This window comes from Sulfurisphaera sp. (genome assembly GCF_059755235.1).
Genome location: NZ_DBPRYF010000046.1, coordinates 193682 through 218989 on the forward strand (window position 1 = coordinate 193682; position 25308 = coordinate 218989).

Here is a 25308-nt window from a genome sequence, read left to right on the forward strand (position 1 = left end):
ACACCTAGTATAAACAAGAGTATATGAGTTTAGCAAAGCTTGTTTACGAATGGAGTAAAAAGACCCCATCTAAGCCATTTTTAATAAGTGAGAATAAAACATTAACTTATGAACAGGCTGCAGAAGAAATTAGCAAAATTGCTTCTAATATATCTTCTGGGAGTACAGTAGCTCATATAATGTCTAACTCAATTGAGTCAATTTTAGCCTATTTAGCTATCTTATGGGCTGGAGGAAAAATAGTAGCTATTGATCCACTTACTTCTGCAGAAGACTTAAAGTTCATTTTAGAGGATTCAAATCCAGATATCATATTCACAGATGAAGAAATATATGAAAGAGAAAAAACAATATTAAAAGAATACAATACAGTCGTAAATATACCAAGGAAAAATGTAAGCTCTAATCCTTATGAGTATACAGAAGATGAAGTAGGACTAATTTACTACTATGCTGGAATAGCTGGAAGAACAATGCAAGTATTACATAGTGCAAAGAGAATGGAGCTCAATTCACTCTCGCTCTATAAAGCAACAAAGCTAAAAGATGTTAGAAGTATTCTTACAGTGCCAGTAGCTCATGTATTAGGAAATAGTGTATTAGGAGTAACATTAGAAGCTGGAGGTTCTATGTATATTGTCAAAAAATTTGATGCAAAATCCGTAGCCAACGTAATAGAGAGATATTCTATAAACTATCTCTCTACGGTACCAATGATATATGATGCATTAAATACAGTTGATGGAAATCTAAGCAGCTTGGAATTATGCGTCAGTACTGCAGCCCCTCTATTTCCTAGTACAGTAAATATGTTCTATAGCAAATATGGAAAGAAAATTGTTCAACAATACGGTTTTACTGAAGGATTTGTATTAACTTTTCAACCACCAGAATATGCAGATGTAATAAGCGTTGGTAAACCGTTAGCAGAAGTTGAAGTAAAATTAGTTAAAGACAATGGGGAAGAGGCTAAAGTTGGTGAGACAGGCGAATTATGGGTCAGAGCACCATGGCTAATGCTAGGATATAAAGACAAAGAAGAAACAAGGAAAGTTTTCTCAGATGGGTGGTTAAAGACTGGTGATTTGATGAGTATGGATGAAAAAGGCCTCTTGTACTTTAGAGGAGTAAAGAAAAGAATGTTGAAATATAAGGGGTATCCTATATTTCCTAGAGACTTAGAAGAATTATTAAGAACTCATCCAGATGTTATAGATGTAAAAGTAGTAGGTGAAGACGCAGGCCAATTAGGACAACAACCAGTAGCCAAGGTTGTAGTTAAGCAGAAGAGACAAGGAATAGAAGATGAGTTATTAAATTATGTCAATTCAAGAGTAGCGTTTTATAAGAGATTGAAAAAAGTATATGTGGTAGATAAAATTGAGTGAAATAGATACATTAGTTAGAGAAATAGCAAAAAGACTTGAAGACAAAGCAGAGAAAATACTGAGAAAAGAAGAAGTTACAATAACTATAACCGATAGTAATATAGATGATATCATAAAGAAAAATAAAATTGTGTTTGTGGATTGCTGGGCACCATGGTGCTCCCCTTGTCACATTTATGAGCCAATATTTAACAAAATGGCTGAAAAATATAAAGATAAAATTGTGTTTGGAAGGCTTAACGTGGATGAAAATCCAAAGACTGCTGATAGATATGGAGTAATGAATATACCAACTACGCTAATATTTGTTAACGGAAATGTAGTTGATCAGATAGTAGGCGCAATAGATGAAGGTTCATTAGAAGAATATATTAAAAAGTATTTAGAAAGTTAAAATTCAGTTAGCCTTTTCTGCCCTATGTAGAGCATTAGATTTTTTATAGGATATTTTTAAACTATTTTTAACATTTACCTAATCTATAATTGAGAATCCTATATAAACTTCTGAACACTTTTTATACTTAAGGCTAATAATCTTTTTAAACAATTAAAGTAAATCCATCTCATGCCAAAACTACCTAAAACGCCCGAAGAAGCCCTAAAATTCTTAAAAGACAATAATATAAAGTGGGTAGATCTTCAGTTTACAGACCTACCTGGAAGATTACAACATATCACAATTCCTGCTAGTGAGTTTACAGAGGAATCATTTAAATCAGGGTTTGGTAAGTTAGATGGAAGTAGTATAAAAGGATTTACATCAATTTACGAAAGTGACATGGTATTAACCCCAATACCAAATACCATGGCACTAGTACCATGGAACGAAGGAGTGGCTAGAGTAATAACTCAAGTACATTGGGGAGGAGGAAAAGGAAGATTTGAAAGGGATCCTAGATTTATAGCAGAAGAAGCTGAGAGAAAACAATCAGAAGAAGGCTATGTGAGTTACTTCGGTCCAGAGTTGGAATTTTTCATTTTTGATAAAGTTGAACTAGATGTTGCTACACCACAAAGTGGAACAGGCTATAAGATTCATGCCAGAGAAGCCCCTTGGTCTAAAAATGGATACTTCATAATAAGATATAAAGAAGGATATTACCCTGCTCCACCAATAGATCAATTAATGGATATTAGATTAGAAGCCATTAATATTTTGACTGACTATTTTGATTTCGACATTGAAGCTTCTCACCACGAAGTAGCCACTGCAGGACAAGGTGAAATAGACTTTAGATTTTCTACGTTAGCTGAAACTGCAGATAAAGTACAAACACTAAAATACGTTTTAAAGAATGTAGCAGCGAAGCATGGTATGGTAGCTACATTTATGCCAAAACCAATGTTTGGGGACAACGGAACTGGAATGCATACTCATTTTAGCTTATGGTCAAAAGATGGTAAAAACCTAATGTATGATCCAAATGACGAGTATGCAGAATTAAGTCAGATAGGGAGATATATAGTAGGGGGTATACTGGAGCACGGTAGAGCCATCTCCGCAATAGCTTCACCAACAGTAAATAGCTATAGAAGATTAATACCAGGCTTTGAAGCCCCAATCTATCTAGTATGGAGCAAAGGGAATAGAAGCGCAGCGATAAGAATTCCATCATATTATAAAGGAATGGAGAAAGCAAAAAGATTAGAATATAGACCGCCAGATCCTTCCTCTAACCCATACTTAGTATTCGCAGCCCTATTAATGGCTGGATTAGATGGAATAAAGAAGAAGATTGATCCTGGTGATCCTGTTGACGAGAATATATACCATATGAGCAAAGAAAGAAAAGAGCAATTAAAGATAAAAGAGTTACCAAGATCACTTGAAGAGGCATTAGATGAACTAGAGAGCGATAATGAATTCCTTAAACCAGTGTTTAACTCTTCAATAATAAACGCATACATTGACTTAAAGAGAGATGAATCAAGAACTTTACAACAATATCCACACCCAATGGAAGTGTACTACTATCTAGATGCCTAAAACACCTATCTTTCTTAAGTTTCTTCTTACTTCACTCAAATCTAAATAAGAATCAAAAACATAATTTTTTACACTTTCTTTTAGTACTAAATAATCAGAATTAAGTAAATTTGCATAATCATTTATCCATCTATCTTTTTGTGACAGAAAAACTGAAAAAGAATCTTCATATATTCTTTTAATAAATTCACTATCTAGTTCATTCCTCACAGCTAACGTACAACAATGCAAAGCTTCAAATTTGTGTAAAACTTGGTAACCATTGTTAGAAAGTAACGTAAAATATGGCTCCCATATAGCAATTGCACCAATTTTATGCTTTCTTAGATCACTAACCATAGAATCAGGCGACTCGTAATTTTTCAGATCTAAATCGGGATTAAACAATAACGACCAAATTTCCATGCTAGACATCGATGTAGAACCTACAGTATTGCATAAAGATTCACCTATGATTCCTCCTCCACCTTTTGCTCCTCCTGCAATTATATCAAAATTGTCAAAAATCTTCTTAAAAATTAGTTGAGTTACCACCGGAGAGAAACCTAAATTTATTTTACCTTCAACTAAATCTCTCGTTAGCTTTAGTCCGTTTTCATAAATTATAATATCAACATAATATCCTTTTTCCTTAAGACTGTTAACGAAAGGAATAATAAATGGGTACTCAGCTGCTCTTATTATACCTAATCTTATGAATCTGTTACTTAGTCGAACACTCAGTGATTTTCCTAAGCTTCTTTTTCTCTCTATAAGACCTTGTTTTTCTAATTCAGATAAAATCTCAGATAGCCTGCTCTTTGATAATCCACTAAGCTTAACTAAATCTGTCTGAGGAATCTCTCCTATCTTCCTTAGTATTTCAATAATTTTAGCTTTTGAGTCACTCATTCAATTAAAAAATTTGTTCCAACTTATAATAAACTTGACTTCTTTGATATTTCGAGTAATCTAAATACATAGTTTCTCAAAGACGCACTGGTCTTAAAGGAGCCTCTTGTAGCTATTGAGAGCAAACTTGCTTCTCTATCTTTTACTCCTCTGACATAAGAGCACATATGAATAGCATCCCCGATCACCATTACGCCTTTAGGATGAATATCACTGTTCATTATTGCATCAGCAATTTGTTGTACTAACCTCTCTTGGATTTGAGGCCTTGCCGAATAGTAATTAGCTATCCTAATTATCTTACTAAAGCCTGCCACTTTCCTTTCTTCACCAACAATATATGCAACATGTATTTTTCCAATGATCGGTAATAGGTGATGCTCACATAAAGATGAAAATCCAATATTTCTAACTAATATGACTTGATCTTCATCTTCTGTTATTCCATCTTCTGCTAAATTAAATATTTTAATTTGAGGCTGATGAGTTCTGAGTCCACTAGTCATTTCTAAAAGAGCTTTTGCCACTCTTATTGGAGTCTCTCTAAGTCCTTCTCTTTCTGGATCTTCTCCAAGTAACTCTAATATCTCTTTGACTCGCTTTGCAATTTCTTCAATTGTTTTTTCTTGGTTTAAGGTCTCTTCCATAACAAAGAATAATTAAAGGTCATCGAATAAAAACTTTAGTTAAGAAAAATAGTAATAGGTTAGGGATCAAATTTAAATTGGACTGTTTATGTAGTGGAAGTTCATTTTCTTATCTTGTAGATTCTTTAGATACAGTAGGCAATAAAACAGACTAAGTCCTTTCCTATAAAGCACTAATTTATTACTTTTATTATAAAATTATTTAAAAACTAAAAGATTATAATTTTGGTTATTATTAAATATATTTAAATGTGGTCTCAAGAACTATAGGTTTCTTCTTAGTTACAATCAATGTGTCTTCAATTCTTACACCGAATTTATCTTTTAGATATATTCCAGGCTCAACAGTTATTACCATATTTTCTTTTAATTCTGCATCAGATATCGGAGAAACAGCAGGATACTCATGGACTTCAATTCCTACTCCATGGCCAGTGGAATGAATGAAATACTTCCCGTAGCCTGCTTTTTCTATCACATTTCTAGCTGCTAAGTCTATTTCAGATGCTTTTTCGCCTTCTCTAACTTTATCTATCGCTTCTAATTGTGCTTGCAACACAATCTCATATATCTTCTTTATTTCGTCATTGTTACCCTTTATGAATGTTCTCGTACTATCAAAACAATATTTTTCATATCTGGCTCCAATATCTATTACTCCGTTCTGTCCATTTCTTACTGTCTTATCAGTAGGAATATGATGAGGGAAAGCCGAATTTTCAGCAAATGCTACAATACTAGAAAATGCATAATCCTCTGCGCCTTCAGTCCTCATTGTCATATCAATTATTCCTGCTAATTGCTTTTCTGATATTTCAGAACTTATAATTTTTTCTTGAGCGATTTTCATTGATGCAGTAGTAATTTCTCCAGCTTTCTTTATTAGTTCCAACTCTTCTGGTTCTTTTATAGCTCTAGTAAGAGAAATATCCTTTGAGATGTCTATTATTTCTAATCTATTCATAAGTTGGCTATAAAATGTAGTCGCAGTGCTTTGAACATCTATCCCTACCTTATTATCTTTAACGTAATTTAGAATTGCGTTAACTAAACTACCTCTATATATCTTGTCACCGGAAAAAGTAGTACTATAGGCTATAACATCTATATCTTTAACTTTTTGTTCTGCTCTATATAGTTCAAGTAGTGGTACTATAATTACTGGATTACTATCACAATACACTAATGCTACACTATTCCCTATATCTGTAGTTATATAATCATAACCAGTAAAGTAAAATATACTTGCTGTATTCGTTATAATACCACATTTGAGGTTTTTTTCCTCAAGTATTTTTTGTAGCTTATTTAGACGCATATTCTTTCACTCTGAATTTGAAGTTAGGCTCTCTTATAGCTATTCCTATTTCAAATGCTTGACGTAATAGCTCTACTTTCTCTCCTTCAGTATAATTACCCCTTAAAATGTCTATAATCTCTATCTCCTTATCTTGCCTATAAAGACAAGTCTTTAACTTACCATCTACTGTTAGTCTTATTCTATTACAGCCTGAACAGAACATTGGGTTGGCGTATGGTTTTACTACTTCTATTACTAAATTATCTACGTAATATCTTGGTCTAAAATGTTTATTTCTAATTTCAACTTTATTAGCTTTTTTTGATATGATTTCTTCTATGTTCTTAAGATCTTCATGATAATAAAAGGCGTCTTTTCCTAATCCTACCGGATGAAGTTCAATTAGATGTAGTTCATCAACACCTATATCCATAGCAAAATCTATTATCTTGTCTAATTGAGATAAATTTTTCTTGGTTACCACAAAGTTAAGCTTTAGGGGTTTCAAACCAGCCTCTATAGCTACTTTTATTCCTTCAATAACTTTATCTAACGCGTCTACGTTTGTTATCTCTTTGAATATCCCTCTATCTAATGAATGAAGGCTAACGTTAACTCTATCTAAACCGGCTTCCTTAAGTTTATAGGCTAAATTTGCCAACAATACACCATTTGTTGTCATAGATATTTCTTTTATGCCTGTTTCCTTTAGTAGCCTTATTATCTGAATTAGATCTCTCCTAAGTGTAGGCTCTCCACCGGTAAGTTTAACTGACCTAACTCCATATACCATACTTACCTTAGAAACTAAAGCTATTTCTTCTGGCGTCAGAAGCCCTTGTAAGCTATCTTCTCCTTCCATATGACAAAAGAAACATGAAAAGTTACATGTGTGAGTGAGAGTAATTCTTAAATCCTCTATGGGTCTTCCAAACCTATCAATCATTATATTTATAATGTTTTTCGTTCTAATAAACTTGAATATGAAAAGCGAATTATTATGTCCTAAATGCAATATCAGAATGGACTTTATAGCTGAGGCCGAAAATAATGCTGATGGAACTAAAGTCGTAAGATATTTCTATAGATGCCCTGCTTGTGGAACTAGGATTAATGATGAATTAATAACTATAAAGAAAGAGAATGAATCGATCGTTATAAAAATTTCTCAACAGCTTTTTTAAAATAATTATAATGCGTAAAAGGAATAAGGGTAAGTAGAGGAATGTTTGTAACATTTGTTAATTCTTTTATTATTTCTTTTGTTGCAGAATAACCATCTAGGAGTGAAAGCAAATTTGAATAAAAAGTTTGTGGATCTTTAAGAAATCTGTATGCCATAGAAAATGTTAAAACTAACAAGTCCCATGCAAAATATGAAATATTTTTAGTTTCTATTGACTGTTCAGCATCAATCACATTTATATCTGAATTAAATAGAAAATTCTCTGTTTTCGTATCCCCTAAAACGAATCCTTTTTCATGTATATATTTTAATGCCTTCCCAAGTTCCCTAAAATGTAATATAGAGGATAATTCTTCACCGTCTACGAACTCTCTATAAATGCAAAGAGTATCAAAATCAAAGTCTATTACTTTAGGAACTTTTACATTACTATCCCAATTATATGTTAGAAAATTTATTTCTCTATTCATTCTCTCTAAAGGATCAGAAGTGTATGGATAACGTCTAAAAGCTGGAGAGATAAGATACCATTTAAAAGATGTAGAGGAGCTATAACATTTTGCGACTATGTTTCTACCATCGACATTAATTACGCGAGTTTGAACATAAAAACCCCTAAAGAAATCTTCTAACTTCATTTATTCTCTATTTTTCCTCTAACCCTTATTAATTCACCATCGTCATATACTTCCTCATTCTTTAAATCTAGTAGTTTATTAAAATCTATTGATCTAGGAGAAAAATCTAGTATATCTCCATTTTTATTAAAAATGACTATTACTTCGGTAGTCACGGAATATAACTTAGCATAGAAATGACTTAAAAAATTAATTATATATAAGCACCTAGTTCATCCACGTATTTAAATGCATCATCTGGAAATATTAATATCGTAGCTTCTTTACTCTCATGAAATATTTTCTTATAGGCAGCAACAGTTGCACCAGCGGTTAGGCCTATCAATATACCATCATTCCTTGCTACCTCTACAACACCAGATATAGCTTCTTGAAGCTTAACTTCTACTATTTTGTCTATTTTAGCCATTTTAAGAAATTTATTATTCTCATCATCAGTCACCCTCTTAATTCCAGGTATTCTTTCTCCTTTTGCTGGTTCCACTCCTATAATTTCGATTTCGTCATTATATTTCTCTTTAAAATATTTAGCTATGCCAACTATATGCCCAGCAGTTCCCATAGTTGCTATAATTCTCTTAACCCTTATTCCCACTGACTTTGTCTGTTCATCAATTTCTCTTGCAGTAGTCTCATAGTGCGCAAGAACATTAATTTCATTATTAAATTGATCTAAATGTGTATATCCATTAAATTCGCTCAGTTTCTTAACTAATGGTAAAAGTTCAGTCGTTGATGACCCTCCAGTTATTACATTAGCTCCTAAAAGCTTTGATAGAACCTTAAAGGAAGACGGCGCTGTGGATGGGATAAATACTGTAAAGTTTATCTTGAATATAGCTGATAATGCGGATAACGCTACTCCAGTATTTCCAGATGTCGCTTCTACTAGCGATTTTACATTTCTCTTTATTGCTTCCTTGAATAAAAATAGTGCAGTTCTATCTTTTATGCTATGACTAAATGGATTATAGAACTCTAGTTTTGCCCAAATATTCTCTCCAATACTCAACTTAAGCAGTGGAGTAGGCCACATTCCTTCTATCAGTTGAATTGGATTATCAAAAACGTGGAGTTCCTTTGATGACACAATATTGACCGCCAATTTATTTTAACTATATAATAACTTAAAAGCATTATTTTTTCTTTGAAACTCTCATTTTTATAACAAATTTATTCCCTTCTTTTCCCCAACCTAAATACTCATTCCCGGTCTCATCACACCATTTCTTAAGTTCTTGAACTGCGGCCTCCCATTTAGTTTTTACAATTATTTCTTCTCCTTCTTTAGAATCCCTAAATGCTCTCAGTACTTGAACTAGAACTACTGGACATACTTCGTCTGAATCGATAATCATAAAGAAATCACCACATCTGCTTCTCTAGCTTCAGTAAGAAAAGTTATACTTCCCGACAGTTTTACACCATCAATTAAATCCTCCTTACTAGCCCCAATTATTTTTAGCCCTGCTTCATCTACATAAAATTCCACGTTTTCTTTGAGGGCCTCAGCAAGCATCTTATCTGCGTCTGTAATCTTTAATCTTTTCATTTGCCAATTTAAGAAAAGCCTTGCAAAAAATGGCATCGAAAATTTCTTTTTACTTCCTCTAATAAAAAGCCCTACAGCTTGTGATATAACAAAGACCTTAACAGTCCAACCTAGTGCTCTAGCTGAAAGTCCTAAAGTAAGAGCATGATACATTACATCGAGACTATTATTAGAAACGAGTATGACAAGCTTTTGCATATAAGATAGTATTGAGAAAGTAAAAATAAAATATTTGTCAATACTAATCGAATACATGAAAATAAGAGCACTAACTATTTTTGTAACAGATCTAGAGAAAGACAAGATAGAAAAATATGTAAATGAACTTGAAAGTATAAAAGATGAAAAAATATGGACAAAAAGAATAGCTTTTCCTCCTACTCCTGCTAATGTATCATTTGATAAATTGAGTGATTTAATACCTAAAAACAATGATATCATCTTTTCATTAATCCACGTTAAATCTAATGATCAAAGAATTAGAGAAATCCCAGATATATTAAAGACTAATAATAATATATATGCATCTATTCTGCTAAAGAGGACTGAAGATGTAAAAAATCTATCAGATTTTATATATTCACTAGATCCAGAACTTTCCACTAGAGTAGCAATTTTGATATATGATGATTTCTTATTGACACCATATTTTCCAGTAGGCTCGGCAAATACGGTATTCGACTCTTTTGCAATATCTCTTTTGTATACAAATGATTATTTAGAAGGGAAAGTTAGCAAAAGTTTTGCCGAAGCAAACCAACTAGGGGTAAAATTCTCTAAATTACTAAATTTAAGATACTTAGGAATAGATATTTCCTTATCACCTTGGATGAATGAAAGTGTCGCTGAAATAATAGAAAAAAAGAGCGGTAAATTATTCTCTCCGGGGAATACATACACTGTGCTAGAGTTGAATAAAGAAATTTTCAGTGAAGCGTGGAAACAAAAAATTACTCCAATAGGTTTTTCAGAAACTATGTTACCGATAGCAGAAGACTCATTACTCATAAAAAGGGTAGAAGAAGGAAGCCTTAAGCTACCACATTTACAGCAATTAACTTTTGCATGTGTAGCTGGACTAGATATGGTTGCAATATCTAGAGATAGGGATCTATATTCTAAAATATTGCTAGATAGTATAGCTATACAGTTTAATAAAAGAAGACCATATGGTATACGAATTATTCCGTCTACTGGTTCAGAATATATATTTATTAATGGTTATGGCAAAATCCCCGAGATTAAAATTGTCTGATACACATTTAAACTACTTTTATAAACTTTGAAATGTATATAACACATAGCATAGTGATAAAAATGGAGGTACGTAGAGTTCAAAAATTTGGAAAATCAACCTTAATGGTTTCACTACCAGCAGAATGGGTAAAAGAAGTAGGTCTAAACGCTGGGGAGAGTGTGTACCTTGAAACAGATGAAGATGGAAGCCTTAAAATATATCCTCCTAATATGAAATTGCAAGGTTCACCAAGAGAAATAAAAGTGGTTATTTCAAACCTAGTAATGCCAGAAATAATTACTAGGATAGTTTATGGTCTTTATATATTAGGATTTGATAAAATAGAAATTGAAAGCAAGGAGAAAATGTTTAGTGAAGATCTGCTTAGGAAGATAAAAGACTCAGTAAGGAGTCTTATAGGATTTGAAATAACAGCACAGAATGTGGACAGTATTCAAATCCAATCATTTTTGGATCCTACCAAATACACTATGAATAGCTTACTTAACAGACTAGTAAATAACCTAAAGCAAATGCTGCATTATCTTAGTTTAGGAATAAAGGAAGGTAGCAGAACATTTTTACAAGAAACAGTTGAATTAGAAAGGGAAATAGATAGGCTGTATTACTTAGCTTTAAGGCAATTAATTCTCTCGCAATCAAATAGAAGCTTAGCATATATGATAGGAGTCAAAAGAATTCAACTGATAGGTAATAGGATATTAATAAAAGCAATAGAGGAAGCAGCAGACGAAATTAGTGAGGCCTCAAATGATTTACTTGCATTACCTCCACAAGATCTAGAAGAATTAAAAACATATTGGAATCGTTTTAATGATTTGATAGAGCAGTCTACTGTAATAATCGACCATACAATAAAAGTACTTAACAAAGAAGATATAAAGATAATAAATGAGGCCATGGAAGAATTAAGAACTTTAAGAAGAATATTAATCGCTGAAGCCACAGAAAAAGATTCAATAGATAACTATAAATTTGGTATTATAGTAAGAAGTGTAAATTTGAGATTATATAATGCTATAAGGAGAATGGAACCTATAGTAGAAATAGCATTCAATAGAAGCCTAGAAAATACAAAAGAGATCACTGTGGAGTAATTTTCTTTAATTGGTCTATAACATAATTTCTTATTTCTTTTACCGACGGCAAATCCCTTATTATTCTCCCGTTTTCTATGTATTTGACGAGTAGAGGCTTACAATCATTTGCGGGGGGCTTCTCATCAAACAAAGTGATTATGTCTGAATCTGGAGAATTTCCACATCTATAAACTTGTTTAGCACCGGGCCACTTACCTCTTTTAGTGAATGGGATCCATTTTCCATCCATATATTTTTCTACAATATCAGCACTAAAATCAACGCTAGGTGGAAAAGCTATACTAGTTCCAACTCCAAAGCCATCCACAATATCTCTTAGATTTATTATATCGTCTTCATCAAGGCCCCCACTCACTATAATTTTTACATTATTATGACCATGTATATTTAATGTCCATCTAACTTCTTGAATAATCTTCCTAAAATTGCCTCTTCTGCTTGAAGGAGTATCTAATCTGATACCGTATATCCTTTCCTTCAATGCCTCAGCAGCCTTTAACGCTTCAGTTCTTTCATCCTCAAACGTATCTGACAATATTATTCTAGGGACGTTTAATGGCATTGCTTCATCAAATGCTTTCCATGCTTTTACATTATCACCTACTACGAGCATTAATGCATGTGGCATTGTTCCGGATGGCTCTATCCCAAAAATTTCTCTATCAAAAGCCCCAGAGATACCATCACATCCCCCTATATATGCAGCTCTATCTGCCATAGGACCAATAGCTGGATGTAGAGCTCTTAAACCAAAAAATAAAACAGACTTATCCATGGCCAAAGATTTTATTCTAGCTGCCTTTGTCGCTATGCTAGAATAATGCCTTAGTATTCCGAGGAAGGCAGTTTCATACACCCCAAAATCCAAGTAATTTCCTTCTATTATCATCACGGGTTCTATTTCTTTAAATAATGTGCCTTCCGGTAAAGCATACACATCTACAGGCTTCCCCTCGAGCAACTTAAGAACTTCTTCTAATCCAGCAAATATTGCCCATTTATAACCTTCTGGTAAACCATATGAATGTACTTCCATTCTTACTTTAACGTTAGTAAGTCCTAAATGTCTCAAAGTTTGTTCTGCTCTTTCGAAATATATGTCTGTTACCTTGCCCGATAAAATATCATTTTCTGACGCAATGTAAAATTTCATACCTGCCCCAATAATTAGAAAGACAAGTTAAATTTTAAACCTTAGATAGATGATGTAATAGGTGAAAATTTATGATAACCCCAAAGATGGTTCCAGCAGACGTTTTCATACCTAGAGTAGCACAGTACTTAAAAGAAAATGTAAAAGAAATACAGCCACCAGAATGGTCTTATATAACCAAAACAGCAAGTTTTAATGAGAGAGTTCCAGATAATCCAGAAATTTGGTGGTATGTAAGAGCAGCCTCATTATTGAGAAAGCTTTACTTCTTGGCTCCTCTAGGAACTGGAGAAACAAGAAAGTTGTATAGTGGACTTAAAAGAAGGGGGGCTAAACCACCAAGAACGGTAAAAGCACCTGGCCATGCTAATAGACTTATATTACAACAGTTAGAGAAAGCTGGACTAGTTGTAAGGACAAGAAAAGGTAGAGTATTGTCCCAAAATGGAAGATCACTTTTAGATAAATTATCATACGAAATGTTTAAAGAGTTGGCGGAGAAAAAACCAGAATTGAAAAAATATATAGGGTGAGTTAAATGAGTGACGAGTATGATGCCGAATTAGATCAATTACTTAGGAAAAAAGCTTTAGAACAACAAAGAAGAGCTCTTGAAGAACAACAAAGGAAAGCAGAGATAGAAGCTCAGAAAGAATCCATACTCAGAGTAATTCTGACACCAGAAGCTAGACAAAGATTAGCTAATGTGAAACTTGTAAAACCAGAGCTAGCAGAAGCTATAGAAAACCAACTTATAGCATTAGCACAATCTGGCAGAATTCAAGCACCTTTAACAGATGAGGAACTAAAAACAATCCTTGAACAATTAACAAATCAAACGAGAAAAGATTATAAGATTACAATTAAGGAAAGGGGATGGAAATGAGTAAAAATAAACCTTTAGGAAGAAAATTAAGGATGGCAAAAGCTCTAAAAAGTAATTCGCCAGTACCAGCGTGGGTAATAATTAAAACTAACGGTAAATTTAGATATAACTTCCACAGGAGAGATTGGAGAAGAAACGACCTAGAGGTGTAAGCTTATGAAAGAGAAGGATAATTTCGAAATGGTAATAAATTTCAAGAGAGTAATAATGGGTAGAAAAACTACTAGAACTAAAAGAGCTATTAAGCTAATAAAAGATGTAGTAAAGAGACATTTTGGAGCAGAAAAAGTTATACTTGATCCTATATTAGCAAAAAGTATAACATATAATGGCAGAGATAAAATAGTAAGAAAAGTAAGAGTGGCTGTCAAAAAGGTAGGAGAAAAAACATATTTAGTTAGACTTGCATTAAAGAGTGAATGATCATAGATAAGTTAACTGTTTTTGGGACGGATAATATAGGAATTTATCTTTTTACAAATGACAAATATACTATTGTACCTAAAAATATAGATAATGACACAATTAATAAGATTCAAGAGATTTTGAAAACAGAAATAATCCAAGTTACTGTAGCTAAGAGTTTCCTTATAGGTATACTGGTTTCAGGTAATAACGAAGTAATATTACTGCCTAAAAATACAGAAGAAGATGAAATAAAGAAAATAAAAGAAATAGCTAAAGATGTAAGAATGGAAGTACTAGATATAAAACCAACGGCTTTAGGAAACATAATATTGGCTAACTCATACGGAGCACTAGTCTATCCAGAACTTACTAACGTTGAGTTCAAAAAAATTAAAGAAGCATTAGGAATAGATAATATAGAAAAAGGAACAATAGCTAATATCATTACTGTTGGGTCTGTAGGCGTTATAACCAATAAAGCTGGTTTAATACATATAGATACTACAGAAGAAGAAATACAAAGACTAAGTAATTTATTTAGAGTGAAAATAGATGCTGGGACAGTAAATTTTGGTAGTGCTTTTGTTCATAGCGGACTAGTGGCAAATGACAATGGAGTTCTAGTAGGTGCATCAACAACAGGACCAGAGATTTTAAGAATACAAAGAGCATTTAGTGATTGAGATGAGTGAAGTAAAAACTTACCTTGTAAGAGCAGTAGCTACATTCAATGCATCACACTATCCCATAAAGCAAAAGGTAATAAAATATGTAAGAGCAGTCAATGAAAAACAAGCAATAGAATATCTCTATTCTTATTTAGGTAGTAAAAATAAGATAAGAAGATATAATATAAAAATTGAGGAGATTAAGGAAATATCGCCAGAACAAGCCCAAGACAAGACAGTAAGAGATTTAGCAAAGCTCGAAAAAATAGTAATGTGAGACACTATGAGTAATGAAAATCAAAAGGTAGTAGTATCGATTGAAGATCTTTTAGCGCAAGCAGATGCGCTAAAAAAATATATTGACTACCTACAGAAGACATATACAGAACTTCAAGATAATGTTATGTCTGTAGATTCCTCTATTCAAGCTCTTAAAGAACTTCAGAATTCACAAGAATTACTCATGGTAGGAGATAAAAAAGGCAATATTATTTTCAAACTTCAAGGCATAGAAAAAGCAAAAGTGTTAGTTCACTTAGGCTTAGAATATTACGCAGAAGTGGATCCTTCATTTGCTGAAAAAGTTCTTAATGATAAGAAAGCGGAATTTAGCAGTATTCTTAATAATGTTCAGAAAGAATTGACTAAATCCCTAGAGGCATATAATGAGATTGCAGAGCTCTTAAACCAAGCACAACAACAATTACAAGCACAAGGTTCTCAGCCTAAAGGTGGATAATTTGTTTTGATAAGCTAAAGAAAGCATTTTCTAATTTATTAGATAAAATAAGTGGAAAAGAAGAGACTCAGAAAAATTCTGAAGAGCAACAAACTTCTTCACCTCAAACCACTACACAAGTTAAAACTGAGGGGGAAAAAGAATTATCACAGCAATCTACTCAGCCTTCTCCTCAAACTATAACGGATCAAAAAGCTGAAGAACAGCACCCCCAAGAAAAATTAGAACTTAAGGAAGAAGTACAACAAAAAGAAGGCAAAAAATCTAGGTTTTCATTTTTTGATGCGATAAGATTCAAGACAATAAAGGAAAAAGACATTACTGATATACTCGAGGAATTGAGATATCAGTTATTAGAAGCTGATGTATCATACGAAGTTACTGAAAAAATATTAGATGACCTAAAAAATAACCTAGTAGGAAAGAAAGTAGAGAGAAGCGAAGACCTAGAGAAACTAGTGTTAGAGTCTATAAAAAAATCAATAGAAGAGATACTTACAAAAAATCAGAAAATAGATCTCATAGAAGAGATAAAAAGGAAAAATAAAAAACCATATGTAATAGTATTTTTTGGAGTTAATGGAGTAGGAAAAACAACAACTATAGCAAAAGTAGCATATATGCTAAAGAAAAATAACCTTAGTTGTATAATTTCAGCTTCTGATACTTTTAGAGCTGCTGCACAAGAACAACTAGCGTATCATGCAAACAAATTAGAAGTCCCTCTGGTAAGAGGAAAATATGGAGGAGACCCAGCAGCTGTAGCATTTGATGCGATTAACGCAGCAAAAAACAGAAACATCGATGTAGTACTTATAGATACTGCTGGAAGAATGCACGTAGACCAAGATTTAGTTGCTGAATTAAAAAGAATAGTAAAGATAGCTAAACCGGATTTACGAATCCTAGTTTTAGACTCTCTTGCAGGTAACGATGCGTTGCAACAAGCAAAATATTTTGAAGATAATGTAGGATATGACGCTGTGATTTTAACAAAGGTAGATGCTGATGCTAAAGGTGGCGTAATTCTATCATTAGCTTATGAGCTTAATAAACCAGTAATATATTTAGGAATGGGCCAAGAATACGATAATCTTGTACCGTTTGATGCAGAATGGTTTGTGAAGAGGCTGTTCCCTTCATAGCGTAAAGCCATATATTCTTCCAAGGTTATGATTATCCTTAAAGTTAAGTGGAATTCTCCAATGATTCACAATGTGCTTAGGAAGGGGTTAACAGCTAAAACACACAAATAAGAGGCTCATGACATTAGCCTCGACTGAGCTCCATGAGGTTGAAACTAACGATACCATATCTGGGGTTAACCTAGACAACCGAATTCAAAATGCCTAAGAATAGCTAGGGATAACGTGTCTGGGAAATGCTTTTTAGTAGTTAAAGTTAATAACTTTACGCTATTTTTATTATACTGTATGAGTACTCCACAAAGATTGAGAAACTTAAGAGAAGATTGGAGAAGAATTATTTCAGTTGCGAAAAAACCGGAAAAAAGCACTTTGTATCAGAGTATTAAGCTCACACTACTTGTTATGGGCGTGATAGGGATAATAGCTTATATTATTCAATTAACTGTTGCTTTATTGTTACATTAGGGTAATGAAAATGGAAAAGCCTAAATTCAGTAACTACTACGCTGTTAAAGTAACTGGAGGCCAAGAAGTAAATGTAGCTCTTATGTTAGAAGAAAGAATAAAACTGAACAATATAAAAGAGATATATTCTATTATAGTTCCACCCAACGTCAAAGGATATATTATAATGGAGGCTTCTGGACCTCACGTAGTAAAACTTGTTGCAACTGGAATAAGGCATGTTAGAGGTTTTACACATGGATTAGTTCAAAAAGAAGATGTCATTAAGTTCATCTCTAAAACCACAATTGCACCTAGCTATAAACCAGGTGATATAGTGGAAGTTACCTCTGGACCATTCAGAGGAATGCAAGCTCAAGTAGTTAGAATTGATCTAGGAAAGAGTGAAGTAGTTTTAAATATTTTGGAATCCTCTTTCCCTTTACAAGTTACAGTTCCAGTAGATCAAGTCAAACCAGTTAAAAAATAGGTGAAAAATAAATGCCTACAAAGTCAATTAAAATAGTTGTAGAAGGAGGAAATGTAAAGCCAGGGCCACCATTAGCTCCTACTTTATCTCAATTAGGCTTAAATGTTGGAGAAGTTGTAAAGAAAATGAATGATGCTACTTCTCAATTTAAAGGAATGTCAGTACCAGTGACACTCGAAGTAGATACCGATACAAAGAAATATGAAATAAAAGTCGGAATTCCCACTACAACTTCTTTATTGTTGAAATTCGCAAACACAAATGAACCTTCTGGAGATCCAGCACATAAGAAAGTTGGAAACATAAAATTTGAAGATGTGATACAAGTTGCGATTATGAAAAAGCCACAAATGACAGCTAAAACATTAAAAGCTGCAGTAAAATCAATCTTAGGCACTGCGTACTCAATTGGACTAACTATTGAAAAGAAGAGTCCCAAAGATTTAGTAAAAGAAGTAGACGAAGGAAAATATGATAGCTTATTAGTTAATTATGAACAAAAATGGAATGAAGTAGAAGGGTGAAAATTATGTTAGCCGATAAAGAAAGTTTAACAGAAGCAATTAGGGTAGCGCTTAGCCCAGAAAATAACCCGAAAAGAAACTTTACACAAAGCGTAGAAATTATACTTACTTTTAAAGGAATTGATATGAAAAAAGGAGAACTCAAACTAAGAGAAATAGTTCCATTACCAAAAGAACCTGCTAAACCACGAAAAGTCTTAGTTATACCAGCATTTCAACAGATAGAATCTGCTAAAAAAGCTGAACCTAATGTAGTCATAACTAAAGAAGAATTACAAAAACTTCAAGGACAAAAAAGACAGATCAAGAAATTAGCAAGACAAAACGATTGGTTCTTGGTATCTCAAGATTCAATGGCATTAGCTGGAAGAATATTAGGACCTGCACTAGGTCCTAGAGGAAAATTTCCAACACCATTACCTACAGCAGCAGATATAACAGAATATGTATTGAGATTTAAGAGGTCAACCATTGTAAAGACAAAAGACCAGCCTCACATTCAAGTATTCATAGGAACCGAAAACATGAAACCAGAAGACTTAGCAGAAAACGCTAATGCAGTACTAAATACAGTCGAGAATAAAGCAAAAGTTGAAGCAAACTTAAGAGCTATATATGTAAAAACTACTATGGGTAAAGTAGTTAAAGTAAACTTAAAGAAGTGATAAAAATGGCAGTTGTTACCCAAGAAAGAAAAATAGCAAAATGGAAAATTGAAGAAGTAGAGGATCTAAAGAAAAAATTAAGAGAATATCACACAATTATTATAGCTAACATAGAAAGTTTCCCAGCTGATAAGCTACATGATATAAGAAAAAAACTAAGAAGTTCCGCAGAAATAAAAGTAACTAAAAACACACTATTTGAAATAGCTGTAAAAGAATCTGGGCTTGATATATCAAAATTTGAACCTTACCTCACTGGACCCAATGCTTATATTTTCACCAATAAAAATCCGTTTGAGATACAATTATTCTTATCTAAATTTAAATTAAAGAGGTATGCTTTACCTGGAGATAAAGCTGACGAGGAAGTTGTAATACCAGCTGGCGATACAGGGATACCGGCTGGACCAATGTTAAGCGTCTTTGGAAAACTTAAGGTAAAAACTAGAGTGCAAGAAGGCAAAATCTATGTAGCACAAGATACCACTATTGCAAAACCAGGTGATCCTATACCAGATGATGCAATTCCAATTTTGCAAAAACTCGGAATAATGCCAGTTAATATTAAACTTAATATAAAAATGGCGTATGATAATGGAATAGTGATACCTGGTGAACAATTACAGATTAATCTTGATGATTACAAAAATGATATAGCAAGAGCATATCAATCAGCATTTGGAGTAGCAGTCGAAATTGCATACCCAGAACCAGAAGTGTTGAAGGTAACTGCAGAAAAGGCTGCAAGAAGCGCGTTAGCTTTAGCATCAGAAATTGGCTTCATAACACCAGATACAGCACAAGCGGTATTCTCAAGAGCATTATCCAAGGCATATGCTTTGGCTGCCGCCTTAAGCGGGAAAGTAGATTTAGGAATTCAGATGCCACAGGCTCAATCAACAACTCAAGAAAAAACGGGAGAAAAGAAAGAAGAGAAGAAGGAAGAGGAAGAAAAGAAAGGACCAAGCGAAGAAGAAATCGGTGGAGGACTCTCCTCATTATTTGGAGGATGAGTTTATATATTAGTTATAACTGTTAATGTGTGATAAATATGGAATACATCTACGCAAGTTTATTACTACATTCCGCTAAAAAAGAAATAAATGAAGATAATCTAAAAAATGTACTAACAGCAGCGGGAATATCAGTAGACGAGGTTAGGCTGAAAGCTGTAGTTGCTGCCTTAAAAGAAGTAAACATCGACGAAGTATTAAAGAATGCGACAGCAATGCCAGTAGCAGTAGCTGCGGCACCAGCACAAGCACCAGCACAACAAGGAGAAAAGAAAGAAGAGAAGAAGGAAGAGGAAGAAAAGAAAGGACCAAGCGAAGAAGAAATCGGTGGAGGACTCGCTTCACTATTCGGATAAAAACTTTTTTAACATAAACTCTTTTAATCTTCTTCTTATCTATTTAGATTATGACTCAATTAAATGAAAATGAGTACAGACTGAAATTCTTTTTGGATAATAATTATAATAGAAAAATATGTGAGGTATGTAAAACTCCATTTTGGACCAAAGATAAAGAAAGGACTGTTTGTGCTGATATACCTTGTACAGACTATTACTTCTTTGATCTTAACATAAAAAGTCCACCACTTACAGTTAGAGAAGCCAGACAAAAATTCCTTAAATTCTTTGAAAGAAAAGGCCACACGATAATTCCACCCAAACCAGTTTTAGCAAGATGGAGAGAAGATTTATACTTAACAATCGCCAGCATAGTGGATTTTCAACCATTTGTAACGAATGGTATAGTACCACCACCTGCTAACCCTCTAGCAATCTCACAACCTTGTATTAGACTAGAAGATGTAGATAATGTAGGAATAACGTTCGGAAGACATTTAACTTCGTTTGAAATGGCAGCTCATCATGCATTTAATTACCCTGATAAATACATTTACTGGAAAGATGAAACTGTAGAATTATCAAAAGAATTCTTCACACAAGAAATAGGAATCCCTGAGGATCAATTAAACTATAAGGAATCTTGGTGGGAAGGAGGAGGAAATGCAGGACCATCCTTTGAAGTAACGGTAGGAGGATTAGAGTTAGCTACTCTAGTATTTATGCAATATGAGATAAAAAATGGAAACTATGTGCCTTTAAAACTAAAAATAGTAGATACTGGATATGGTGTTGAAAGAATAGCATGGTTTACCCAAAAAACGCCTACATCATTTCACGCCATCTATGGAAACTTAGTTTACACATTCTTTAACAAGATAGGAGTACCACAAGTAGATGATGAAATGCTTAAAACTGCTGCTATACTAGCAGGTAGAATAGATCCGGATAAACCTGACACTATAAGGAGACACAGGGAGGAAGTTGCTAAAAAAATGAGACTTAGCCTTAACTATGTAGAACAAGAGTTAACTAGAGCAGCTAGAGTTTTCCAAGTCTTAGATCACACAAAAACAATTGCATTAATGCTTGCTGACGGTCTAGTACCATCAAATTCTGGTGAAGGATATCTAGGTAGATTACTTATCAGAAGAGCACTTAGAGTTCTTAAACTATTAGGCAGTGATATAAAATTATATGAATTAGTACTTGACCAAATCAATTATTGGAAAGAAGATTTTCCACAGTTATTAAGGAACAAAGATTACATACTTGATGTAGTAAACGTTGAACAAGAAAGATTTAATGATACCTTATCAAAAATATCATCCATAGCTACATCTTTAGCTAAAAAGAAGGAAATAACTGAAGAGGATCTAGTTAAACTTTATGATTCTAATGGAGTTCCTCCTGATTTATTAATAGAAGAAATAAGAAAGAAAAACCCTAATATAGTGGCTTCCGTGCCCTATAATTTTTATGCACTAGTAGCAAAAAGACATCAAAGTTCACCAATAAAAGAAAATAAGAAAGAAAAGTTGCCAAGTGATATAATAGAAATGGCCTCTAAACTGCCACCTACTAAAAAGCTATATTATGAAGATCAATATAGACGCAGTTTTATAGCAAAAGTAATAGCTGTATACAAAAACTACCTAATACTAGATCAAACGACATTTTACCCAGAAGGAGGAGGACAAATTGGGGATACTGGAACAATTAGAGACTCTAAAGGAAATATTTATCAAGTGTTAGACACGCAAAAAACAAAAGAAGTTGTTGTGCATATTCTAGATAGAGAACCATTGTTAAAAGAAGGAGACGAAGTAAATGGAGAAATAGATTGGCAAAGAAGATATAGAATAATGAAACATCATACCGTAACTCACGTAATTCTTTCCGCAGCTAAGAAAGTCTTGGGAGACCATGTATGGCAAGCAGGCGCAGAAAAAACACCGCAAAAAGGGAGATTAGATATAACACATTATAAAACTCTAACTGACGAAGAGATTAAGAAAATAGAAGACTTAGCTAATTACGTAATAAATGATAGAAGACCTGTTAGACCACTTATAATAAACAGAACAGAAGCAGAAAGTAAGTTTGGAGTATCAATATATGCCGGTGGTGTACCAGAAGGAGCGGATGTTAGATTAATCGAAATAAAAGACTGGGATATTGAAGGGTGTGGTGGAACACACTTAACAAATACTTCAGAAATAGGAGCGTTAAAAATAATTAACGTAGAGAAGATACAAGATGGTGTAATAAGACTTGAGTATGTAGCAGGTGATGTAGTTGCTCAATATGCTAGACAAGAAGAAGAGAAACTTAAAGATATTTCAGCACAATTATCTACTTCTCCGGAGCAAATAGAGGTAAGGTTAAGAAGATTTATTGAAGAGGATAAGAAAAAGGATGAACTATTAGCTTATTATAGGAAATTTATTGAAGAAAAAATAGAAGAAATAAGTAAAAAAGAAACCATAAACGGAATAACTCTATTTACTACAAGTATTGTTGATGAAGAACTGAGTAAGGAACTAATGAAAAAACTTACACTAAAAGAAAAAACCATTGTTATAAATATTATAAAGAAAAAGGATGTGCATGTAGTAGAAATAGCAACATCTAAGGATCTTAGTGTGAATAAGATAATAGAAAATCTCAGAAAAGAAGGAGGTAAAGGAGGAGGTAAAGGCACATTTGGAAGCATGACTATAGGTATAAGTGAGGATAAAATTGTCGATATCATTAAATCAACGGTTGTTAATGGCTTATGAGGACTATAAATATCTACTTAACAGAGGTTATAACAGAAAGCCCTCATTAGATCTAGTGACAGCTAAATATAACCTTAACAAAAAAGAGAGATTGCTTCTTTATAGATGTACACATTCTGATGAAGAAATAAGACAAGTAAAAAATAAAATAGATTCTAATTCCAAGAGAATTTTAGTTGATGGATATAACATAGGGATTACACTACTTTCCTTAATTTATGAAGATGAAATTTTTCTTTGTGACGATGGATTCTATAGGGATTTAGGACTGGGAAAAAGAAAAAATGACCCAGAAATTTTTGATGCACTAATTCTAATTGCCGAGTATTTAAATTATGTAGGTAAAGATTTCGTCATTTTCCTTGATTCTCAAATAAGCAAAAGTGGAGAACTAGCTAAAAAATTGAGAGAAAAGGGGATAAAAGTAAAATTAGTGAGCAAAACAGATAAGATGTTACTAGCTGAAAGAGAAGTGATAGCAAGCAATGACTTTGTTATCCTAAGTAAAGCTGAAAAAATATATGATATCTTAAGAGATATAATTGAAATTAGTAACATAAAAATTAATAAAATGCCCCCTAGTTAAACATAAAAACTAGAAATAAGATTTGTATGCTAGTATGGACCCGTAGCTCAGCCAGGACAGAGCGCCGGCCTCCTAGGCCGGTAGAGAGACAGCCGGTGGTCCCGGGTTCGAATCCCGGCGGGTCCGCTATATATTTAAGATTTCAAATCGATATCTTATTGTGTTAAACGAGATATTTGATATAATACATGATTTAAATGAAGATAGAGTAATAGATGCAGCAAATAAAATTTTACAATTAATAAAAGATAAAGATGATGAAGTCTTGATTAAAATAGGCTCGGAAATAGAAAAAGAAATAAGAGCTATACGAGAAGATGATGAAATTTATTACGTCGTAAGAGCGGAGACATTAGATGAATTAAAAAATGTATTATTAGAGCTCAAAGAAGCACGAATACGTAAAATTAAAGTTCTAATACATGATCTAATAAGAAGAATAAGTAATAACAACGTTTTAATAGTGGAAGCATTAAAACCTAGAAGCGATGTAAAACTTCATACTTATATATGAGTATATATAAATGTTCTATTTATTCGACAAGGAAACGTGGTTTTATATACATTTTATTAGAGGGAAAAAGGTAGCCGGGCAGGGACTCGAACCCTGGTCCGAGGGGCCAAAGCCCTCGATCCTTGACCGCTAGACGACCCGGCTAACAATAAATTATTATTATGAACCTTTAAATCTTACTCATCAAAAAAATATAAGAGGTTAGATTGTTTTGATAATGAAGTTTTTTAAGAGAAAAGATGATAATAATTCCTTCAGCGTCAGTGATGATTTCGGAGAATGGTTGATCATTAGGCGTAATCCTAATGCTTCTTTAATTAAATCAATGGTAGAAAAGACAATGAGAAAATTAAAAATAAAAAATTGGAATCTTAATCTTCTTTATTACGTAGAGGATGAAAAAATTAAAGGTTTATTCTCTACCAAGGGGATGATAAGCTTACAGGATCATATTACCGAATTAGATTTTTCAAATGCGTTTAGAAGTTCTATCTCAAATTACCTTACGCTAGGTGAACTAAGATTAAGTAGATTAAGAGTTTGTAATGTCACATTTCTTTTCTTTTCAACAGATTTACTTTTAAAGAAGCCTCAAAAAAGCGAAGAAGAGCAAGTTAAAATGCTTTTACCACCCAAAGGGGTGTACGGATATGAGATCCCGTATACAATGAAAGATTTATTTGTAAAAATGGCTGAAAGAACACTAAATACCTCGTGTTCTTCTGCCTCTATAAGTCTCAATAACGGAAGCTTTGAATCAATCTATCAATGTAGAGTAAACAAGAATACAGACACAGATATACTAAAAGAGACCTTTTCTTATTTCTCTATTGAAGAACCAAACGTAACTTTGAGAACTACGTCTCCAAGGAATGTTGAAATTCAAGTGACCGTTCCAAAATTTAGAACCAAATATTTAATACCTTTATTATGGGGAAATATCATAGCCTCAAATATTATTTGCTAAATTCGAGCTTACTTATTTATATACTCTTATTCAAA

The 25308-nt window shown here is 33.1% G+C and carries 34 protein-coding genes and 2 tRNA genes; 25 read left to right on the forward strand and 11 right to left on the reverse strand.

Annotation, left to right across the window (positions count from 1 at the left end):
• Positions 1 to 23: 23 nt before the first annotated feature.
• The 3 genes from AC3OCB_RS07985 to glnA all read left to right on the forward strand — a co-directional run bounded on the left by AC3OCB_RS07985 (position 24) and on the right by glnA (position 3375).
• The gene (locus tag AC3OCB_RS07985; protein WP_498341836.1) at positions 24 to 1388 is read left to right on the forward strand and encodes a class I adenylate-forming enzyme family protein; all 1365 of its coding nucleotides are present in this window, start codon (positions 24 to 26) and stop codon (positions 1386 to 1388) included.
• On the forward strand, positions 1381 to 1782 hold the full coding sequence (gene trxA / locus AC3OCB_RS07990; RefSeq protein ID WP_498341838.1) for a thioredoxin: 402 nt from the start codon (positions 1381 to 1383) through the stop codon (positions 1780 to 1782). Before AC3OCB_RS07985 ends, trxA begins: the two co-directional genes overlap by 8 nt.
• A gap of 171 nt (positions 1783 to 1953) precedes the next feature.
• Positions 1954 to 3375 (forward strand): type I glutamate--ammonia ligase, encoded by a 1422-nt coding sequence (gene glnA / locus AC3OCB_RS07995; protein ID WP_498341839.1) that lies wholly within the window; start codon positions 1954 to 1956, stop codon positions 3373 to 3375.
• On the opposite strand, the gene AC3OCB_RS08000 is transcribed toward glnA, so the two are convergent.
• The 4 genes from AC3OCB_RS08000 to moaA form a co-directional block, all read right to left on the reverse strand.
• A complete protein-coding gene (locus AC3OCB_RS08000) occupies positions 3364 to 4266 on the reverse strand; it encodes a MarR family transcriptional regulator (RefSeq protein ID WP_498341840.1) in 903 nt (300 codons plus the stop codon). The two genes, glnA and AC3OCB_RS08000, sit on opposite strands and share 12 nt — an antisense overlap.
• 23 nt (positions 4267 to 4289) lie before the next feature.
• The gene (folE, locus tag AC3OCB_RS08005) at positions 4290 to 4913 is read right to left on the reverse strand and encodes a GTP cyclohydrolase I (protein ID WP_498341841.1); all 624 of its coding nucleotides are present in this window, start codon (positions 4911 to 4913) and stop codon (positions 4290 to 4292) included.
• Between the two features lie 235 nt (positions 4914 to 5148).
• Positions 5149 to 6231, reverse strand: a complete 1083-nt coding sequence (locus tag AC3OCB_RS08010; protein WP_498341842.1) for a M24 family metallopeptidase — start codon at positions 6229 to 6231, stop codon at positions 5149 to 5151.
• On the reverse strand, positions 6218 to 7159 hold the full coding sequence (gene moaA / locus AC3OCB_RS08015; protein ID WP_498341843.1) for a GTP 3',8-cyclase MoaA: 942 nt from the start codon (positions 7157 to 7159) through the stop codon (positions 6218 to 6220). Before moaA ends, AC3OCB_RS08010 begins: the two co-directional genes overlap by 14 nt.
• 37 nt (positions 7160 to 7196) lie before the next feature.
• Between moaA and AC3OCB_RS08020 the strand changes: the two genes are divergently transcribed.
• Positions 7197 to 7397, forward strand: a complete 201-nt coding sequence (locus AC3OCB_RS08020; protein WP_498341985.1) for a hypothetical protein — start codon at positions 7197 to 7199, stop codon at positions 7395 to 7397.
• On the opposite strand, the gene AC3OCB_RS08025 is transcribed toward AC3OCB_RS08020, so the two are convergent.
• The 5 genes from AC3OCB_RS08025 to AC3OCB_RS08045 all read right to left on the reverse strand — a co-directional run bounded on the left by AC3OCB_RS08025 (position 7369) and on the right by AC3OCB_RS08045 (position 9787).
• Entirely contained in the window at positions 7369 to 8037 is a 669-nt protein-coding gene (locus tag AC3OCB_RS08025; protein WP_498341844.1) for a hypothetical protein, read from the reverse strand. The two genes, AC3OCB_RS08020 and AC3OCB_RS08025, sit on opposite strands and share 29 nt — an antisense overlap.
• Positions 8034 to 8192, reverse strand: a complete 159-nt coding sequence (locus tag AC3OCB_RS08030) for a hypothetical protein (RefSeq protein ID WP_498341845.1) — start codon at positions 8190 to 8192, stop codon at positions 8034 to 8036. The genes AC3OCB_RS08025 and AC3OCB_RS08030 overlap by 4 nt, the downstream gene beginning before the upstream one ends.
• Positions 8193 to 8230: 38 nt before the next feature.
• The gene (locus AC3OCB_RS08035; RefSeq protein ID WP_498341977.1) at positions 8231 to 9073 is read right to left on the reverse strand and encodes a cysteine synthase family protein; all 843 of its coding nucleotides are present in this window, start codon (positions 9071 to 9073) and stop codon (positions 8231 to 8233) included.
• A 100-nt stretch (positions 9074 to 9173) separates the two neighbouring features.
• On the reverse strand, positions 9174 to 9395 hold the full coding sequence (locus AC3OCB_RS08040) for a sulfurtransferase TusA family protein (RefSeq protein WP_498341846.1): 222 nt from the start codon (positions 9393 to 9395) through the stop codon (positions 9174 to 9176).
• On the reverse strand, positions 9392 to 9787 hold the full coding sequence (locus AC3OCB_RS08045; RefSeq protein ID WP_498341847.1) for a DsrE family protein: 396 nt from the start codon (positions 9785 to 9787) through the stop codon (positions 9392 to 9394). The genes AC3OCB_RS08040 and AC3OCB_RS08045 overlap by 4 nt, the downstream gene beginning before the upstream one ends.
• 55 nt (positions 9788 to 9842) lie before the next feature.
• Here AC3OCB_RS08045 and AC3OCB_RS08050 point away from each other — a divergent pair, with 55 nt between their 5' ends.
• On the forward strand, positions 9843 to 10844 hold the full coding sequence (locus tag AC3OCB_RS08050; protein ID WP_498341848.1) for a DUF711 family protein: 1002 nt from the start codon (positions 9843 to 9845) through the stop codon (positions 10842 to 10844).
• A 62-nt stretch (positions 10845 to 10906) separates the two neighbouring features.
• Entirely contained in the window at positions 10907 to 11944 is a 1038-nt protein-coding gene (locus tag AC3OCB_RS08055; RefSeq protein ID WP_498341849.1) for an AbrB/MazE/SpoVT family DNA-binding domain-containing protein, read from the forward strand.
• Here the strand turns inward: AC3OCB_RS08055 and AC3OCB_RS08060 are convergent.
• On the reverse strand, positions 11931 to 13100 hold the full coding sequence (locus AC3OCB_RS08060; protein ID WP_498341850.1) for a nicotinate phosphoribosyltransferase: 1170 nt from the start codon (positions 13098 to 13100) through the stop codon (positions 11931 to 11933). The genes AC3OCB_RS08055 and AC3OCB_RS08060 overlap by 14 nt on opposite strands.
• Before the next feature lie 71 nt (positions 13101 to 13171).
• Between AC3OCB_RS08060 and AC3OCB_RS08065 the strand changes: the two genes are divergently transcribed.
• The 18 genes from AC3OCB_RS08065 to AC3OCB_RS08150 all read left to right on the forward strand — a co-directional run bounded on the left by AC3OCB_RS08065 (position 13172) and on the right by AC3OCB_RS08150 (position 24306).
• Positions 13172 to 13633 (forward strand): 30S ribosomal protein S19e, encoded by a 462-nt coding sequence (locus AC3OCB_RS08065; RefSeq protein ID WP_498341851.1) that lies wholly within the window; start codon positions 13172 to 13174, stop codon positions 13631 to 13633.
• A gap of 5 nt (positions 13634 to 13638) precedes the next feature.
• Positions 13639 to 13986 (forward strand): DNA-binding protein, encoded by a 348-nt coding sequence (locus AC3OCB_RS08070; protein WP_498341852.1) that lies wholly within the window; start codon positions 13639 to 13641, stop codon positions 13984 to 13986.
• Entirely contained in the window at positions 13983 to 14138 is a 156-nt protein-coding gene (locus AC3OCB_RS08075) for a 50S ribosomal protein L39e (protein ID WP_498341854.1), read from the forward strand. The genes AC3OCB_RS08070 and AC3OCB_RS08075 overlap by 4 nt, the downstream gene beginning before the upstream one ends.
• Positions 14139 to 14142: 4 nt before the next feature.
• On the forward strand, positions 14143 to 14409 hold the full coding sequence (locus tag AC3OCB_RS08080) for a 50S ribosomal protein L31e (protein WP_498341855.1): 267 nt from the start codon (positions 14143 to 14145) through the stop codon (positions 14407 to 14409).
• Positions 14406 to 15077: a translation initiation factor IF-6 gene (locus AC3OCB_RS08085; RefSeq protein ID WP_498341856.1), complete on the forward strand. Its 672-nt coding sequence runs from the start codon at positions 14406 to 14408 to the stop codon at positions 15075 to 15077. Before AC3OCB_RS08080 ends, AC3OCB_RS08085 begins: the two co-directional genes overlap by 4 nt.
• 1 nt (position 15078) lies before the next feature.
• Positions 15079 to 15339, forward strand: coding sequence for a 50S ribosomal protein L18Ae (gene rpl18a / locus AC3OCB_RS08090; protein WP_498341857.1), 261 nt, complete (start codon positions 15079 to 15081; stop codon positions 15337 to 15339).
• 6 nt (positions 15340 to 15345) lie between these two features.
• The gene (gene pfdA, locus AC3OCB_RS08095) at positions 15346 to 15801 is read left to right on the forward strand and encodes a prefoldin subunit alpha (RefSeq protein WP_498341858.1); all 456 of its coding nucleotides are present in this window, start codon (positions 15346 to 15348) and stop codon (positions 15799 to 15801) included.
• On the forward strand, positions 15798 to 16946 hold the full coding sequence (ftsY, locus tag AC3OCB_RS08100; protein WP_498341979.1) for a signal recognition particle-docking protein FtsY: 1149 nt from the start codon (positions 15798 to 15800) through the stop codon (positions 16944 to 16946). Before pfdA ends, ftsY begins: the two co-directional genes overlap by 4 nt.
• Positions 16947 to 17234: 288 nt before the next feature.
• A complete protein-coding gene (locus AC3OCB_RS08105) occupies positions 17235 to 17414 on the forward strand; it encodes a SecE/sec61-gamma family protein translocase subunit (protein ID WP_498341859.1) in 180 nt (59 codons plus the stop codon).
• 10 nt (positions 17415 to 17424) lie between these two features.
• Positions 17425 to 17883, forward strand: coding sequence for a transcription elongation factor Spt5 (locus tag AC3OCB_RS08110; protein WP_498341860.1), 459 nt, complete (start codon positions 17425 to 17427; stop codon positions 17881 to 17883).
• An 11-nt stretch (positions 17884 to 17894) separates the two neighbouring features.
• Positions 17895 to 18407, forward strand: a complete 513-nt coding sequence (locus AC3OCB_RS08115; RefSeq protein WP_498341862.1) for a 50S ribosomal protein L11 — start codon at positions 17895 to 17897, stop codon at positions 18405 to 18407.
• The gene (locus AC3OCB_RS08120; protein ID WP_498341863.1) at positions 18404 to 19072 is read left to right on the forward strand and encodes a 50S ribosomal protein L1; all 669 of its coding nucleotides are present in this window, start codon (positions 18404 to 18406) and stop codon (positions 19070 to 19072) included. Before AC3OCB_RS08115 ends, AC3OCB_RS08120 begins: the two co-directional genes overlap by 4 nt.
• Positions 19069 to 20085: a 50S ribosomal protein L10 gene (locus tag AC3OCB_RS08125; RefSeq protein ID WP_498341864.1), complete on the forward strand. Its 1017-nt coding sequence runs from the start codon at positions 19069 to 19071 to the stop codon at positions 20083 to 20085. Before AC3OCB_RS08120 ends, AC3OCB_RS08125 begins: the two co-directional genes overlap by 4 nt.
• A 38-nt stretch (positions 20086 to 20123) precedes the next feature.
• A complete protein-coding gene (gene rpl12p / locus AC3OCB_RS08130) occupies positions 20124 to 20441 on the forward strand; it encodes a 50S ribosomal protein P1 (RefSeq protein WP_498341865.1) in 318 nt (105 codons plus the stop codon).
• A 50-nt stretch (positions 20442 to 20491) separates the two neighbouring features.
• Positions 20492 to 23206, forward strand: coding sequence for an alanine--tRNA ligase (gene alaS, locus AC3OCB_RS08135; protein ID WP_498341867.1), 2715 nt, complete (start codon positions 20492 to 20494; stop codon positions 23204 to 23206).
• Positions 23154 to 23792 carry a DUF434 domain-containing protein gene (locus tag AC3OCB_RS08140; protein WP_498341869.1) on the forward strand — a complete coding sequence of 213 codons (639 nt, stop codon included), beginning with the start codon at positions 23154 to 23156 and terminating at the stop codon, positions 23790 to 23792. The genes alaS and AC3OCB_RS08140 overlap by 53 nt, the downstream gene beginning before the upstream one ends.
• 36 nt (positions 23793 to 23828) lie before the next feature.
• Positions 23829 to 23918, forward strand: a tRNA-Arg gene (locus tag AC3OCB_RS08145).
• A 34-nt stretch (positions 23919 to 23952) separates the two neighbouring features.
• Positions 23953 to 24306: a hypothetical protein gene (locus tag AC3OCB_RS08150; protein ID WP_498341870.1), complete on the forward strand. Its 354-nt coding sequence runs from the start codon at positions 23953 to 23955 to the stop codon at positions 24304 to 24306.
• Positions 24307 to 24377: 71 nt separating this feature from the next.
• Here AC3OCB_RS08150 and AC3OCB_RS08155 read toward each other — a convergent pair.
• Positions 24378 to 24450, reverse strand: a tRNA-Gln gene (locus AC3OCB_RS08155).
• Positions 24451 to 24517: 67 nt separating this feature from the next.
• On the opposite strand from AC3OCB_RS08155, the gene AC3OCB_RS08160 reads away from it, so the two are divergent.
• Entirely contained in the window at positions 24518 to 25273 is a 756-nt protein-coding gene (locus AC3OCB_RS08160) for a hypothetical protein (protein WP_498341871.1), read from the forward strand.
• Positions 25274 to 25308 lie beyond the last annotated feature (35 nt).